General features: G+C 64.3%; 13 protein-coding genes. 3 read left to right on the forward strand and 10 right to left on the reverse strand.

Annotated elements, in window-relative coordinates:
• Positions 1 to 5 precede the first annotated feature (5 nt).
• From hfq to K4A76_RS21240, 6 genes are all read right to left on the reverse strand, one after another.
• A complete protein-coding gene (gene hfq, locus K4A76_RS21215; protein WP_003258160.1) occupies positions 6 to 266 on the reverse strand; it encodes an RNA chaperone Hfq in 261 nt (86 codons plus the stop codon).
• Between the two features lie 94 nt (positions 267 to 360).
• A complete protein-coding gene (miaA, locus tag K4A76_RS21220; protein WP_274411086.1) occupies positions 361 to 1332 on the reverse strand; it encodes a tRNA (adenosine(37)-N6)-dimethylallyltransferase MiaA in 972 nt (323 codons plus the stop codon).
• A gap of 1 nt (position 1333) precedes the next feature.
• Positions 1334 to 3232 (reverse strand): DNA mismatch repair endonuclease MutL, encoded by a 1899-nt coding sequence (mutL, locus tag K4A76_RS21225; protein ID WP_274411087.1) that lies wholly within the window; start codon positions 3230 to 3232, stop codon positions 1334 to 1336.
• Positions 3229 to 4659 carry an N-acetylmuramoyl-L-alanine amidase gene (locus tag K4A76_RS21230; RefSeq protein ID WP_009681308.1) on the reverse strand — a complete coding sequence of 477 codons (1431 nt, stop codon included), beginning with the start codon at positions 4657 to 4659 and terminating at the stop codon, positions 3229 to 3231. The genes mutL and K4A76_RS21230 overlap by 4 nt, the downstream gene beginning before the upstream one ends.
• A gap of 11 nt (positions 4660 to 4670) precedes the next feature.
• Positions 4671 to 5144 (reverse strand): tRNA (adenosine(37)-N6)-threonylcarbamoyltransferase complex ATPase subunit type 1 TsaE, encoded by a 474-nt coding sequence (gene tsaE, locus K4A76_RS21235; RefSeq protein ID WP_009681309.1) that lies wholly within the window; start codon positions 5142 to 5144, stop codon positions 4671 to 4673.
• Positions 5132 to 5992: an NAD(P)H-hydrate dehydratase gene (locus K4A76_RS21240; RefSeq protein WP_009681310.1), complete on the reverse strand. Its 861-nt coding sequence runs from the start codon at positions 5990 to 5992 to the stop codon at positions 5132 to 5134. Before K4A76_RS21240 ends, tsaE begins: the two co-directional genes overlap by 13 nt.
• Positions 5993 to 6057: 65 nt before the next feature.
• On the opposite strand from K4A76_RS21240, the gene queG reads away from it, so the two are divergent.
• Positions 6058 to 7122, forward strand: a complete 1065-nt coding sequence (gene queG / locus K4A76_RS21245; RefSeq protein ID WP_274411088.1) for a tRNA epoxyqueuosine(34) reductase QueG — start codon at positions 6058 to 6060, stop codon at positions 7120 to 7122.
• A gap of 481 nt (positions 7123 to 7603) precedes the next feature.
• Here queG and K4A76_RS21250 read toward each other — a convergent pair whose 3' ends face one another.
• Both K4A76_RS21250 and orn read right to left on the reverse strand, forming a co-directional pair.
• Positions 7604 to 8215 carry a trimeric intracellular cation channel family protein gene (locus tag K4A76_RS21250; RefSeq protein ID WP_003249516.1) on the reverse strand — a complete coding sequence of 204 codons (612 nt, stop codon included), beginning with the start codon at positions 8213 to 8215 and terminating at the stop codon, positions 7604 to 7606.
• A gap of 91 nt (positions 8216 to 8306) precedes the next feature.
• Complete coding sequence (gene orn / locus K4A76_RS21255; protein ID WP_274411089.1) at positions 8307 to 8849, reverse strand: oligoribonuclease; 543 nt, start codon at positions 8847 to 8849, stop codon at positions 8307 to 8309.
• Between the two features lie 152 nt (positions 8850 to 9001).
• Here orn and rsgA point away from each other — a divergent pair, with 152 nt between their 5' ends.
• Positions 9002 to 10033: a small ribosomal subunit biogenesis GTPase RsgA gene (rsgA, locus tag K4A76_RS21260; protein ID WP_009681313.1), complete on the forward strand. Its 1032-nt coding sequence runs from the start codon at positions 9002 to 9004 to the stop codon at positions 10031 to 10033.
• Between the two features lie 76 nt (positions 10034 to 10109).
• On the opposite strand, the gene motB is transcribed toward rsgA, so the two are convergent.
• Complete coding sequence (motB, locus tag K4A76_RS21265; protein ID WP_054912833.1) at positions 10110 to 11132, reverse strand: flagellar motor protein MotB; 1023 nt, start codon at positions 11130 to 11132, stop codon at positions 10110 to 10112.
• Positions 11133 to 11135: 3 nt separating this feature from the next.
• Entirely contained in the window at positions 11136 to 11987 is an 852-nt protein-coding gene (gene motA / locus K4A76_RS21270; RefSeq protein WP_009681315.1) for a flagellar motor stator protein MotA, read from the reverse strand.
• A 130-nt stretch (positions 11988 to 12117) separates the two neighbouring features.
• On the opposite strand from motA, the gene K4A76_RS21275 reads away from it, so the two are divergent.
• Complete coding sequence (locus tag K4A76_RS21275) at positions 12118 to 13653, forward strand: HDOD domain-containing protein (protein WP_029887863.1); 1536 nt, start codon at positions 12118 to 12120, stop codon at positions 13651 to 13653.
• Positions 13654 to 13691: the final 38 nt, after the last annotated feature.

Below are 13691 nucleotides of genomic sequence, written 5' to 3' on the forward strand. Positions count from 1 at the left end.
TCCTATCAGGCGTTGCCTGGCTCGCTGTCACCGTGCTCGGAATCGGACGGGCTTGGCAGGCGAACCGGACGGGCTGGCACCACGGTCGAAATGGCGTGCTTGTAGACCATCTGGCTCACGGTGTTCTTCAGCAGTACCACGAACTGGTCGAACGACTCGATCGAACCCTGCAGCTTGATGCCGTTGACCAGGTAAATGGAAACCGGGACCTTCTCTTTTCTCAAAGTGTTCAGGTAAGGGTCTTGTAGCGAATGCCCTTTTGACATATGCCGCACTCCTGTAAGGATAAATAATAGAAAATCAATGAAATCGATAAATTAGGCCGCCCCTTCGCAAGAATAGACGGCAATCAGCAGGGACTCAGCTCAATATGGAGATGGGCCCCAGGTATTTCAAGGTGCGGGACAGATTGTCGCAGGCCAGGCTGTCTAGCCAGTGTACGTCAGGCCAGCCACGCAACCAGGTGAACTGCCGTTTGGCCAGCTGCCGGGTCGCGATGATACCGCGTTCACGCATTTCACTCTCTGACAGCTTGCCGTCCAGGTAATCCCAGACTTGCCGATACCCCACTGCCCGTATAGACGGTAACCCGGCGTGCAAGTCACTTCTGGCTCGCAGTGATCGGACCTCGTCGATAAAGCCCTGTTCCAGCATCTGCGAAAATCGTAACGCAATTCGCTGATGCAAAATGTGACGATCTGTAGGAGCAATCGCCAAGCTGGCGACAGTATAGGGCAAATGCCCGCCAGCGCCTGCGTCTGCGCCGCGACTTTCAGCGAATTGACGTTGCCGGTGAGCCGTCATGCTCTCACCGCTCACCCGGTAGACCTCCAGGGCGCGGATCAACCGCTGCGGGTCGTTGGGGTGAATGCGCGCCGCCGACACCGGGTCGACCTCGGCCAGTTGGCGGTGCAACTCGCCCAGCCCCAAGGCCGCCGCCTGGGCTTCAAGCTCGGCACGCACACCCGCATCGGCCGCTGGCATGTCGGCAAGGCCGTCGACCAACGCCTTGTAATACAGCATGGTACCGCCGACCAGCAGCGGGATTTTGCCGCGCCCGCTGATCTCGGCCATGGCCTGCAGTGCGTCGGTGCGAAACTGCGCGGCCGAGTAGCTTTCGGCCGGGTCGCGGATGTCGATCAAGCGATGCGGGTGGGCGGCAAGGACTGCTTTCGACGGTTTGGCCGAGCCGATGTCCATGCCGCGGTAGATCAGCGCCGAATCAACGCTGATCAGCTCGCACGGCAGCACGCTGGTCAGTTCGATGGCCAGGTCAGTCTTGCCGGCGGCCGTCGGACCCATGAGGAATATCGCTGGGGGCTTGCCGCTCATTTCATCGACCGCGCAGGAAAAGTTTGTCCAGGTCGTCCAGGCCCATCTGGGTCCAGGTGGGACGGCCGTGGTTGCACTGGCCGCTGCGCTCGGTGTTTTCCATATCGCGCAGCAGGGCGTTCATCTCGGGAATGGCCAGGCGCCGGTTGGCGCGTACCGCGCCGTGGCAGGCCATGGTGCCGAGCAGCTCGTTGAGGTGGGCCTGAATACGGTCGCTGGTGCCGTATTCCATCAGGTCGGCCAGCACATCCTGCACCAGGCGGTTGGCCTCGGCCTGCTTGAGCAAAGCCGGGATCTGGCGGATGGCCAGGGTTTCCGGGCCCAGGCGCTGCAGTTCGAAGCCCAGGCGCTGGAACCACTGCGCGTGCTCTTCGGCGCAGTCGGCTTCGCGCTGGCTCAGGGCCAGGGTTTCCGGCACCAGCAGCGGCTGGCCGCTGAGGCCCTCGCTGGCCATGGCTACCTTCAGGCGCTCGTACATGATGCGCTCGTGGGCGGCGTGCATGTCGACCAGCACCAGGCCGACAGCGTTCTCGGCCAGGATGTAGATACCCTTCAGCTGCGCCAGGGCGTAACCCAGCGGCGGAATGTCGCCCTGGCTTTCCGGCAGGGTGGCTGCCGGGGCGGCGCCATTGTCCAGCGGCTTGTAAAACTCGCGGTACACCGCTTGCGCCTCGGCCGCCGGCAGCGGTGGCGAGGGCCGCGGGGTGTACTGGTACTGGTAACCGGCACCACTGCCGCCATTGCTGGCCGTGTGTTGCGGTGCACGTGGCTGCTCGAGCACGGGCGAAGCCAGGCGCATTTCCCCCTGCGGGCCGAACTCACCGGCCTGCTGGCCAGTGGCGCGAATCGCTTCAGGCATCGCAGCCGGGGCGGCCAGTTGGTCTTCCGGGCGCACATCGGCCAGGGCCCGGTGCAGGGTGCCGTACAGGAAATCGTGCACCGAACGCCCTTCGCGGAAGCGCACTTCATGCTTGGTCGGGTGCACGTTCACATCGACGCCGTTGGGTTCCAGTTCAAGGAACAGCACAAAGGTCGGGTGCCGGCCGTTGAACAGCACGTCACGGTAGGCCTGGCGCACGGCGTGGGCCACCAGCTTGTCGCGCACCGCACGGCCGTTGACGAAGAAGTACTGCAGGTCGGCCTGGCTGCGCGAGAAGGTCGGCAGCCCAACCCAGCCCCACAGGCGCAGGCCGTTGCGCTCGACGTCGATCGGCAGCGCCTGCTCCATGAAGCCCGGGCCGCAGATGGCACCCACCCGCCGCGCACGCGCCACTTCATCATGGGCCTCGTGCAGGCTGAGGATGCTCTTGCCGTTGTGGCGCAAGTGGAAGCCGACGTCGAAACGCGCCAACGCCAGGCGCCGGATGACCTCCTGCAGGTGATCGAACTCGGTTTTCTCGGCCTTGAGGAACTTGCGCCGCGCCGGGGTATTGAAGAACAGGTCACGCACTTCGACCGAAGTACCCACCGGGTGGGCCGCCGGCTGCACCCGCGGGAGCATGTCGCGGCCTTCGGTTTCAACCTGCCAGGCTTCTGTGGCACTGGCGGTACGCGAGGTCAGGGTCAGGCGCGCCACCGAGCTGATCGAGGCCAGGGCTTCGCCACGGAACCCCAGGCTCAATACGCCTTCAAGGTCTTCCAGCTCACGGATTTTGCTGGTGGCATGACGGGCCAGCGCCAGCGGCAGGTCGTCGGCAGAAATACCGCTGCCATCATCCCGCACCTTCAGCAGCTTGACGCCGCCCTGCTCCACTTCTACATCGATGCGCCGGGCACCGGAGTCCAGGCTGTTTTCCAGCAGTTCCTTGGCTACCGAGGCCGGCCGCTCGACCACCTCGCCAGCGGCGATCTGGTTGGCCAGCCGCGGGCTGAGCAGCTGGATGCGCGAACCACCACTCATTGCGAAGCCAATGTGGTGGCAGGGATATCCAGACGCTGGCCGACCTTCAGCTCATCGGACTTCAGGCTGTTGGTGTTGCGCAAGCTGGCCACACTGACCTGGTAGCGCACCGCCAGCATTGCCAGGGTTTCGCCTGGGCGCACCGTGTGCTCACGTGGGCCGGCGGCAATCTTGCCGGTGTCGCGCAGCCAGGCGATATAGGTGCCAGGCGGCGGGTTCTGCTGGAAGAACTGGCGCACCCCGGTATGAATCGACCGCGCAAGCGCTTGCTGATGGCTGCGACTGGCCAGCTTGGCCGCCTCGCTGGCGTTGGAGATGAACCCGGTCTCTACAAGGATCGACGGAATATCGGGCGACTTCAGCACCATGAAGCCAGCCTGCTCCACACGCTGCTTGTGCAGCGAGGTGATGCGGCCCATGTTGCCCAGCACTTTCTGCCCGACATTCAGGCTGGAGCTGAGCGTGGCCGTCATCGACAGGTCGAGCAGCACACCCGCGAGCATGCGGTCCTTGTCGTCGAGGCTGACGTTGCCGGCGCCCCCGATCAGGTCGGAACGGTTTTCCGTGTCTGCCAGCCAGCGTGCGGTTTCGGAAGTAGCGCCACGGTCGGACAGGGCAAACACCGATGCGCCGAACGCAGCCTTGGACGGCGCGGCGTCGGCGTGGATCGAAACGAACAGGTCGGCGCCCTTCTTGCGGGCGATTTCGGTGCGTTTGCGCAGCGGAATGAAGTAGTCACCGGTGCGGGTCAGCTCGGCGCGGAAGCCCTTTTCCGTGTTGATCTGGCGCTGCAACTCCTGGGCAATCTGCAGCACGATGTCTTTTTCATGCTGGCCGCGCGAGCCGGAAGCACCCGGGTCCTCGCCGCCATGACCGGCGTCGATGGCAATGACGATGTCGCGCTTGCCGCTAGGTACCGGCGGCAGCTTGATGGCTGGCTGGGTCGGCGTGACCGGGACCGCTGGCGTGGTGGCAGGCGTTTGCACCGGGGTCGGTGGTGGGGTTGGCGCCGTGGCCGCGATGGCATCGGCTTCCTGGTCGTACAAGTCGACCACCAGGCGGTTGCCGTACTGGGCATTGGGCGCCAGGGTAAAGCTCTTGGGGGTGACCGACTTCTTCAGGTCAACGACCACACGCAGGTCGGTCGGCGTGCGCTGGGCCGAACGCACGCTGCTGATCGGCGTGTTGGAAGTCGCCACTTTCAATGGCGCCGCCAAGGTCGCGCCATTGATGTCGATAACCAGGCGATCCGGTGCGCTCAAGGTGAAGACGCTGTGCTGCACGGGGCCAGACAGGTCGAAGACCAGCCGCGTGTTGTCTGGCGCGCGCCACAGGCGCACGCTCTTGACTTGAGTGACGGCCAGAGCGTCAACGGTCACCGTTGTCAGCAGCAGCCCAACGATGGCGACCAGTGCGCGTATGCGCATACCTACCCCACTTACTGTTTATAGTGTTTGGCCAGTGCCACGCACCAGGCCTCGCCGCGAGCCCCCTGCGGCGACAGGTTCAGCGAGCGTCCGCCCGCTTGGGGGCTTATGGTAATGGTCAGGTCGGGCTTTGGCAAAACGCCCGCACCCTTTTGTGGCCACTCGAACAGGCACAACGGGTCGCCCTCGAAATAGTCACGAATCCCCATGAACTCCAGCTCCTCCGGATCGACCAGCCGATACAGGTCGAAGTGAAAAGCTCGGACAGCGCCGATCTCGTAGGGTTCGACCACGGTGAACGTCGGGCTTTTCACTGCACCAGTATGGCCCAGGCCACGGATCAGGCCACGCGAGAGCGTGGTTTTACCCGCCCCCAGGTCGCCTTCCAGGAAAATGACACCGCGACCACCGGTCACTTCGGCCATTTTTGCACCAAAGTCGACTGTAGCCGCTTCATCGGCCAGAAACAGATTTAAGCCACACACGCAGAATGCTCCTCCAACAACGCTCGAATGACCGGCGCCAGATCGCTGGCCGCCAGGCCCCTGCCTTCAACCCCCAGACGCTCACCGGCACAGGCGTGAAGCCAGGTACCCAGGCAGCCGGCACTCCAGGCGTCCAGCCCCTGGGCCAGCAACGCCGCCAGCACCCCGGTCAGCACATCGCCCAAGCCCGCGCCGGCCATCGCCGGGTGCCCGCGCTCGCACAGCATCAACTGGCCGGACGGGTGCGCCACCAGGGTACCTGCCCCTTTGAGCAGGCACACACTGTTGTAGCGCCGCGCCAGCTTGCGCGCAGCGCCCGGCCGGTCGGCCTGCACCGCTTCGGTGGAAATGCCTAGCAGCCGCGCCGCTTCCCCGGGGTGAGGGGTGAGAATGCTACCGCTGGGCAGGGCCAATGGGGTGCCTGCCAGCAAATTCAGGGCGTCGGCGTCCCATACCTGCGGGCGCTCGGCGTTCGCCACTGCCGACAACAGGCTCCGGCCCCAGGCAGCCTGCCCAAGGCCGGGGCCCACCACCAGTACCGTGGCGCGCTCCAGCACGCCGACCAACTGGTTGGCCGACTGTACCCCCAGGCACATCACCTCAGGCAGGCGGGCCAGGCTCGCGGGTAGATGTTCGGGCCGGGTCGCCACGCTGACCAGGCCGGCGCCGCAGCGCAAGGCGGCTTCGGCGCTGAGCAGCACAGCGCCACCGGTGCCCAGGTCGCCGCCCACTACCAGCACATGGCCGAAGTCGCCTTTGTGCGCATGCGGGTGCCGTGCCGGCAGGTGTGCGACAGTCACGCTGCTGAGCAGTTGTAGGGTGTTGCCAGGGTGTTTGGTCTGCGGCATGGGGTCAAAGGCTCCAATGTCTGGCAGAATTATACGCACCTGAGCCCGTATTGCCTTGCCCATCCATGCCTGCCTCTACACCTGACCTCGCCCAACTGGCCCAATCGATCAAGATATGGGGCCAGGAACTCGGTTTTGCCCACGTCGGCATCGCCGGGGTCGACCCCGGCGAACACGAACAGCACCTGCAACGCTGGCTAGACGCCGGTTACCAGGGCGAAATGGAGTACCTGGGTGCCCATGGCAGCAAACGGGCGCACCCCGACCAACTGATCCCCGGCACGGTACGCGTGGTCTCGCTGCGCATGGACTACCTGCCCGGCGATACGCAGATGGCGCAACGCCTGGCGCAACCGGAAAGAGCCTACGTGTCACGCTACGCCCTGGGCCGTGACTACCACAAGCTGGTGCGCAAGCGCGTGCAATTCCTGGCAGACCGTATCCAGCAAGCCATCGGCCCGTTCGGCTACCGCGCCTTCGTCGACAGTGCCCCAGTGCTGGAGAAGGCCCTGGCCGAGCAGGCCGGGCTGGGCTGGATCGGCAAGAACACCCTGCTGCTCAACCGCAAGGCCGGCAGTTACTTCTTCTTGGCCGAACTGTTCGTTGACCTGCCGTTGCCGGTGGACGAAGCCACCACCAGTGAACACTGCGGGCGTTGCCAGGCGTGCCTGGACATCTGCCCGACCCAGGCGTTCGTCGGGCCCTATGTGCTGGACGCGCGGCGTTGCATCTCGTACCTGACCATCGAGCTGAGAGGGCCGATTCCTGTCGAACTGCGCTCGATGATGGGTAACCGTGTATTCGGTTGCGACGACTGCCAGATCGTCTGCCCGTGGAACCGCTTCGCCAAGCACAGCCAGGAGCAGGATTTCCAGCCGCGGCATGGGTTGGAGAATGCCGAGCTGGCCGAGATGTTCCTGTGGGATGAGCGTACTTTCCTGCGCAAGACCGAGGGCGGGCCGCTACGCCGGGCAGGCTATGAGCGGTTCTTGCGCAACCTGGCCGTGGGCTTGGGCAATGCGCCGCCGACGATACCGGTGATCGAGGCGCTGAAGGCGCGGCGCGAGGATGCGTCGGAGCTGGTGCGCGAGCATGTCGAGTGGGCGCTGGCCCGGCACGGCATTCAATAGCTACTCGGCCCACTGTGGGAGCGGGCGCGCCCGCGAAGCAGGCAACTCGGTGGCTGGCACCGGCTGCGCCGGTGTTCGCGGGCATGCCCGCTCCCACAGGGACCGCGCCGGGCCTGGGGCAGGTTTACTGCTGGTGGGAGCGGGCGCGCCCGCGAAGCAGGCACCGCGGTGGGTGGCACCGGCTGCGCCGGTGTTCGCGGGCATGCCCGCTCCTACAGCGACCGCGCCGGGCTTGGGGCAGGTTTACTGCTGGTGGGAACGGGCGCGCCCGCGAAGCAGGCACCGCGGTGGGTGGCACCGGCTGCGCCGGTGTTCGCGGGCATGCCCGCTCCTACAGGGACCGCGCCGGGCTTGGGGCAGGTTTACTGCTGGTGGGAGCGGGCGCGCCCGCGAAGCAGGCAACGCGGTGGCTGGCACCGGCTGCGCCGGTGTTCGCGGGCATGCCCGCTCCTACAGGGACCGCGCCGGGCTTGGGGCAGGTTTACTGCTGGTCGTTGTAGTGGAACTTGGGCATTTCCCAATGGAAACGAATCGCCAGCAAGCGCACCAGGAACCCACCAAAGAGGGTCAGCAGCATCGCCTGCTCCGCCGGCACCTTGAAATACACGCAGCCGAGGTAGAACCACGCCGCGGCGAACGACACGCTGGCGTAAAGCTCGCGGCGGAACACCAGCGGGATGTCGTTGCAGAAGATATCGCGCAAGATCCCACCGAACACCCCCGTGATCACCCCGCTGATCGAAGCCACCAGCATGCCCTGCCCCATTTCCAGCGCCGTCATGCAGCCAATCAGGGTAAACGCCACCAGCCCCAGTGCGTCTAGCACCAGGAACAGCGAGCGCAGGCGGCGCATCATTGGCGCGATGAAAATGGTCAACAGGGCAGCAAAGCTGGTCAACACCAGGTACTCAGGGTGTTTCACCCAGGTCAGCGGGTAGTGCCCGAGCAACACATCGCGCACCGACCCGCCACCCAGGGCGGTAACACAGGCGATCAGCACCACGCCGAACCAGTCCATGCCGCGACGTCCGGCAGACAACGCACCGGTCATGGCTTCGGCAGTGATGGCAATGAGGTAGAGCATCAGCAACATGGTGCGGGTCCGTGCGGGAAAGGCGCGCAGTCTAACCAGTTGCCCAAGGCACCAAAAGGGGGCGCAGCCAGAATATCTGCGCCGTAACGGTTCACACCTTGATGAAATGTTCGCGGTAGTGGCGCAACTCGGCAATCGATTCGCGAATGTCGTCCAGCGCCAGGTGCGTATTGCCCTTCTTGAAACTGTCACGCACGTCCGGGGCCCAGCGCGCTGCCAGTTCTTTCAGCGTCGAGACATCCAGGTTGCGGTAGTGGAAGTATTTTTCCAGGTTGCGCATGTGCCGGTAGAGGAAGCGACGGTCCTGGCAGATGCTGTTGCCGCAGATCGGCGATTTGCCTTTGGGCACCCACTGTTCGAGGAATGCAATGGTCTGGGCCTCGGCCTCGGCCATGCCGATCTTGCTGTCGCGCACACGCTGGGTCAGGCCAGACGCGCCATGGGTGCGGGTGTTCCACTCGTCCATGCGGGCCAGTACTTCATCGCTGTGGTGGATGGCGATCACCGGGCCTTCGGCCAGGGTGTTCAGCTCGCTGTCGGTGACAATCGTGGCCATTTCGATGATGACGTCGCTGTCCGGATCGAGGCCGGTCATTTCCAGGTCGATCCAGATCAGGTTCTGTGGGTTTTGCATGCAGAAGCTCCTCATATAGCCCGTCATATTAGCCTAGTGGCCCAGCCACGCCCATTCACCGCCACAAGGTAAGGGCAATGGTGCAACGCCTGGCGTGCTAAACTGCCTGCCGTTTTCAATGCCCTGACCCGGGCCCTTCTCACGGAATGTTCATGGCCAAACGCCAGCTCAATCGCCGCCAGAACTGGCGCATCGAAAAAATCCAGGGCGAGCGTGCTGCTCGCGCGGCCAAACGCGAGCAGCATGTGCTGCAGGAACTGGAAGGCGGCGACCTGGGGCCGGAACAACTGGGCCTGGTGATTGCCCACTTTGGCGTGCAGGTCGAGGTGGAGGCCCAGGATGGCGACGTTGCAGGCCAGGTGTTCCGCTGCCACTTGCGCGCCAACCTGCCAGCACTGGTCACTGGCGACCGCGTGGTATGGCGTGCAGGCAACCAGGGCATAGGCGTGATCGTGGCGCAGATGCCACGCAGCACCGAACTGTGCCGGCCAAACAACCATGGCCAGTTGAAACCGGTCGCAGCCAACGTCGACCTCATCGTGATCGTGTTTGCCCCGGCCCCGGAACCGCACCCGAACCTGATCGACCGTTACCTGGTCGCTGCCGAGCATGCAGGCCTGCGCCCGCTGCTGCTGCTGAACAAGGCCGACCTGATCAACGCCGAGAACGGCCCCGGCCTGCAGGCGCTGCTGGAGGTCTACCGCGAGCTGGGCTACCCGCTGCTGGAGGTATCTGCCCACCACGGTGATGGCATGCAACGCCTGCAGCAACAACTTGACGGGCACATCAGCGTGTTCGTCGGCCAGTCGGGTGTGGGCAAGTCTTCGCTGGTCAACAGCCTGCTGCCAGAGGCCGGCACCCGCGTCGGCGACCTGTCGGAATGGTCGGGCCAGGGCACCCACACCACCACCACCGCGCGGCTGTACCATTTCCCCAATGGCGGCGACCTTATCGACTCGCCGGGCATCCGCGAATTCGGCCTTGGCCACGTCAGCCGCAGCGATGTGGAGGATGGCTTCATCGAGTTCCGCGACCTGTTCGGCACCTGCCGCTTCCGCGATTGCAAACATGACCGCGAGCCAGGCTGCGCGTTGCTCAAGGCGCTGGACGATGGCCGGATCTCGCAGCAACGCATGAACAGCTACCGCTCGATCATCGCCAGCCTGACGGAAGACAGCTACTGACCGGGCTGTAAGCCTTCCTCCGCGCTGAGGCCCACCTGCACGGCCCTGCAAAACGCCGTGCAAGGTTCCGCGGGGCCTACTGCTCCTTGCTCTCGTCCATCTTCAGCGTGCCATCCTCGAAGATGTTCAGCTTCTGGCGCAGTTCACGTGGTTGCATCGGCGCCTGATCGGCCCCGGCACCGGGCGCCGCGCCACTGGCCGGCGGGGCCGCAGGCGGGGCTGCCGGCGCTTGCGGTGCACCCTGTTCGCCCTGCTCACCCTCGATGTTGCGCTGGGCCTTCTTGGTCAGCACGATGATGTCGATGCGGCGGTTTACCGGGTTGAACGGGTTCTTGCGGTCGAACAGCGATGACGATGCATACCCCACCACCCGAGCCACCTGGCCGTCCGGGTACCCACCTGCCACCAATGCCCGGCGTGCGGCATTGGCGCGGTTGGCCGACAGCTCCCAGTTGCCGAACTCGCCAGTGCCGGCATACGGTTTGGCGTCGGTGTGGCCGCTGATGCTGATCTTGTTGGGCACTGCCTTGATGGTATCGGCCATGGCCAACAGAATGTCTTCGAAATATGGCTGCAGGCGCGCACTGCCGATATCGAACATCGGACGGTTCTCGGCGTCCATGATCTGGATACGCAGGCCATCCTGGGTGATCTCGAACAGGATCTGGTCCTTGAACTTCTGCAGTTGCGGGTTCTCTTCGACCTTGTTCTGCAGCTCCTGCAACAGCAATTCAAGGCGCTCGCGCTCGACCTGCTCGGCCATGGTCTCCACCTGGTCCTTGTCCAGCTGGGTAGGCGACGGCTGCGTGGGCTCGGTTTTCACTTCCGGGTTGATGGTTTTGTCCGGCGCCATTTCGGGGGAACCACCCAGGTCGATGACGTAGGGCGTACCACTTTCGGAGAACCCGATCGGGTCCTGGAAGTAACCGGCAATGGCGATCTTCTGCTCAGGCGTGGCCGTGGACAACAGCCACAGCACCAGGAAGAACGCCATCATCGCCGTGGCGAAGTCGGCAAAGGCGATTTTCCAGGCGCCACCGTGATGGCCGCCGCCAAAGCGCTTGACGCGCTTGACGATGATGGGCTGATTGTTCTCCATGAATCAGCGACCGCGAACCGCTTGTTCCAGCTCGGCGAAGCTTGGGCGGTGCTTGGGGTACAGCACCTTGCGCCCGAACTCGACCGCCAGCGACGGCGGCATGCCCGAAGCCGAGGCCACCAGCGATGCCTTGATCGACTCGTACAGGTTCAGCTCTTCCTTGGCGTCGTGCTCCAGGCACTTGGCCAGCGGGCCGAAGAAGCCGTAGGCCGCGAGAATACCGAAGAACGTACCGACCAGCGCCGCACCCACGTGCATGCCGATGGCCGCCTGGTCCCCATCGCCCAGCGAGGCCATGGTCACCACGATACCCAGCACCGCCGCTACGATACCGAAGCCGGGCATGCCATCGGCGATGCCGGTCACCGCATGGGACGGGTGCTCAAGCTCTTCCTTCATGCTCAGCAGCTCCATGTCGAACAGGCCCTCGAGCTCGTGCGGGGCCATGTTGCCGGTAGACATGATGCGCAGGTAGTCGCAGACGAACGCGGTCATGCGCTCATCGGCCAGTACCGTGGGGTACTTGGCGAAAATCGGGCTGGCGGCGGCGTCTTCGATGTCGGCCTCGATGGCCATCATGCCTTCGCGACGGCTCTTGTTGAGGATTTCGTACACCAGCCCCAGCACTTCAAGGTAGAACGCATGGCTGAAGCGCGAGCCGAACATCTTCATCGACTTCTTGATGACGTGCATGGTCATGTAGCCAGGGTTGGCCTGCAGGAATGCACCAAAGGCCGCACCGCCGATAATCAGTACTTCGAACGGCTGGATCAGCGCCGCGATCTTGCCGTGGGAAAGCACGTAGCCGCCGAGCACGCTCGCGAATACGACGATGATGCCGATAATTTTAGCCATAGGTTCAAAGCACTTGCTGTCGTGGTCAGGGGAAGAGACGAGAGCTGTAAAACTCTTCTTCTACTTATCGGCAGAACTGCGCCAGACTATAGCCACACAATGCGAAAAGCCAGTTCGGACTGATGTCAAAATGCCAATTGAAACCAAGGTGCCCGCTCAGGCTCCGCGAACGCTAGAGGCCTGGGTCAAGCTGCTCGAGAGTGTTCGCATCCCGGTGCCGAAGCACAGCTACGACCGGGTCATGGCGGCCATCCACGATAGCCGCCGCTCGCTGCGCGACATCGCCGAACTGATGCAAGATAGCCCGGCGCTGGTGTTGTCGGTGATGCGTGAGGCCAACCACGCCACCAACGCCAGCATGGCCGAACCGGCCGAAAGCCTTGAAGTGGCCCTCAACCGGCTCGGCCTGGAGCGCAGCGAGCTGTTGCTCAAGCGCCTGCCGGCAGTGCCTGTTGAAGAAATCCCGCCGGTTCTGTGCCAGTTCCAGATGATCAGCCAGCACGCAGCGCAGCAGGCCAGCGGCCTGTTCGCCAGCCGCCTGGCGCGGCTGTGGCAGGAAATCCACTGGGGTAGCCTGCTGTTCCTGTCGCCCCTCTGGCCGCTGGCACTGGCCTACCCGAAGCTGCTCGACACCTGGGAGCTGCGGGTGATCCACAAGGGTGAAGAGGCCGCCCATGTCGAGGAAGAACTGTTTGGCGTGCGCATAATGGCGCTGTGCCAGACCATGGCCGAATACTGGCGCCTGCCGCAATGGGTGACCCAGGGTTACCGCCTGCTGCTGGAAGAGCGCGAGCAACTGGCCCAGGTGCTGAGCATCGCCCGCGACGAAGACCTGCTCAGCCAGCAACACCGCCTGGACGCAGAGCCCGGCCTGCGGCGCTGGTTCAACCAGCCGGCCAATACCGTATTGCTGGCCAACAACCTGGCCCTGGCGGCGCAGGTCGGCTGGGACAACCCGCACTTGTTACGCTGGCAGCTGCTGACCGCCCTGTACCTGCAGACTTCGCTGGAAGACGTGCAGCAGCAAGTTCACCAGCAGGCGGCCGCCAGCGCCCGTCGCCATGCCCGGCATGCACTGTTCCACCCGGCCGAGGCGCTGATATGGCCGTGGCACCAGCGCCGCCCGCACCCGGACATGCTGGCGGTGCCACCGCCCAGCAGTGAAGAGTTGGCGCGCTGGCGCACACTGTGCCAGCACCTGCTGGCGCAACCCAGCCCGTTCACCAATACCGTGCACCTGGCCACCCAGGCACAAGAGGCCCTGCTGGCCTGCGGCATGCAACGCATCATGCTGCTGAGCCTGGACAAGAGCACCGACACCCTGCGCGTGCAGCAGACCGCCGGTTTGCCCAAGGAAGCCGGGGGCCTGGCCCTGCAAGTGGCGCAGAACAAACTGCTGCAAAAACTGATGAGCCAGGCCGGGCAGCTGCGCATCACCCCGCAGAACCACAGCCAGTTCGCCGCGCTGCTGCCAGCCCCGCTGCGCGCCCTGTTCCGCAGTGAGCATGTGCTGCTGCGCTCGCTGGCAGTGAACGATCAGGTGCTCATGCTGCTGGTGGCCGACCAGGCTTGCAGGCCCATGGCCGACATCAGCGTGCAAGCCTTCGGCAAAACCGTGCAATGCATCGAGCGGGCACTGTCGCTGTTCGCCAACCGCAAAGCCTGAGCCTTGCGCTACAATCGCTCCTCTTTCCACTCTGGAGA

Origin of the sequence: Pseudomonas sp. NEEL19, from assembly GCF_028751975.1 — a bacterium.
GTDB classification, from domain to species: Bacteria; Pseudomonadota; Gammaproteobacteria; order Pseudomonadales; family Pseudomonadaceae; genus Aquipseudomonas; species Aquipseudomonas juntendi.

Coding starts and splice junctions, on each gene's coding strand:
- hfq (WP_003258160.1), bottom strand. CDS start 266: ATGTCAAAAGGGCATTCGCTACAAGACCCTTACCTGAACACTTTGAGA.
- miaA (WP_274411086.1), bottom strand. CDS start 1,332: ATGAGCGGCAAGCCCCCAGCGATATTCCTCATGGGTCCGACGGCCGCC.
- mutL (WP_274411087.1), bottom strand. CDS start 3,232: ATGAGTGGTGGTTCGCGCATCCAGCTGCTCAGCCCGCGGCTGGCCAAC.
- K4A76_RS21230 (WP_009681308.1), bottom strand. CDS start 4,659: ATGCGCATACGCGCACTGGTCGCCATCGTTGGGCTGCTGCTGACAACG.
- K4A76_RS21240 (WP_009681310.1), bottom strand. CDS start 5,992: ATGCCGCAGACCAAACACCCTGGCAACACCCTACAACTGCTCAGCAGC.
- queG (WP_274411088.1), top strand. CDS start 6,058: ATGCCTGCCTCTACACCTGACCTCGCCCAACTGGCCCAATCGATCAAG.
- K4A76_RS21250 (WP_003249516.1), bottom strand. CDS start 8,215: ATGTTGCTGATGCTCTACCTCATTGCCATCACTGCCGAAGCCATGACC.
- orn (WP_274411089.1), bottom strand. CDS start 8,849: ATGCAAAACCCACAGAACCTGATCTGGATCGACCTGGAAATGACCGGC.
- rsgA (WP_009681313.1), top strand. CDS start 9,002: ATGGCCAAACGCCAGCTCAATCGCCGCCAGAACTGGCGCATCGAAAAA.
- motB (WP_054912833.1), bottom strand. CDS start 11,132: ATGGAGAACAATCAGCCCATCATCGTCAAGCGCGTCAAGCGCTTTGGC.
- motA (WP_009681315.1), bottom strand. CDS start 11,987: ATGGCTAAAATTATCGGCATCATCGTCGTATTCGCGAGCGTGCTCGGC.
- K4A76_RS21275 (WP_029887863.1), top strand. CDS start 12,118: ATGCCAATTGAAACCAAGGTGCCCGCTCAGGCTCCGCGAACGCTAGAG.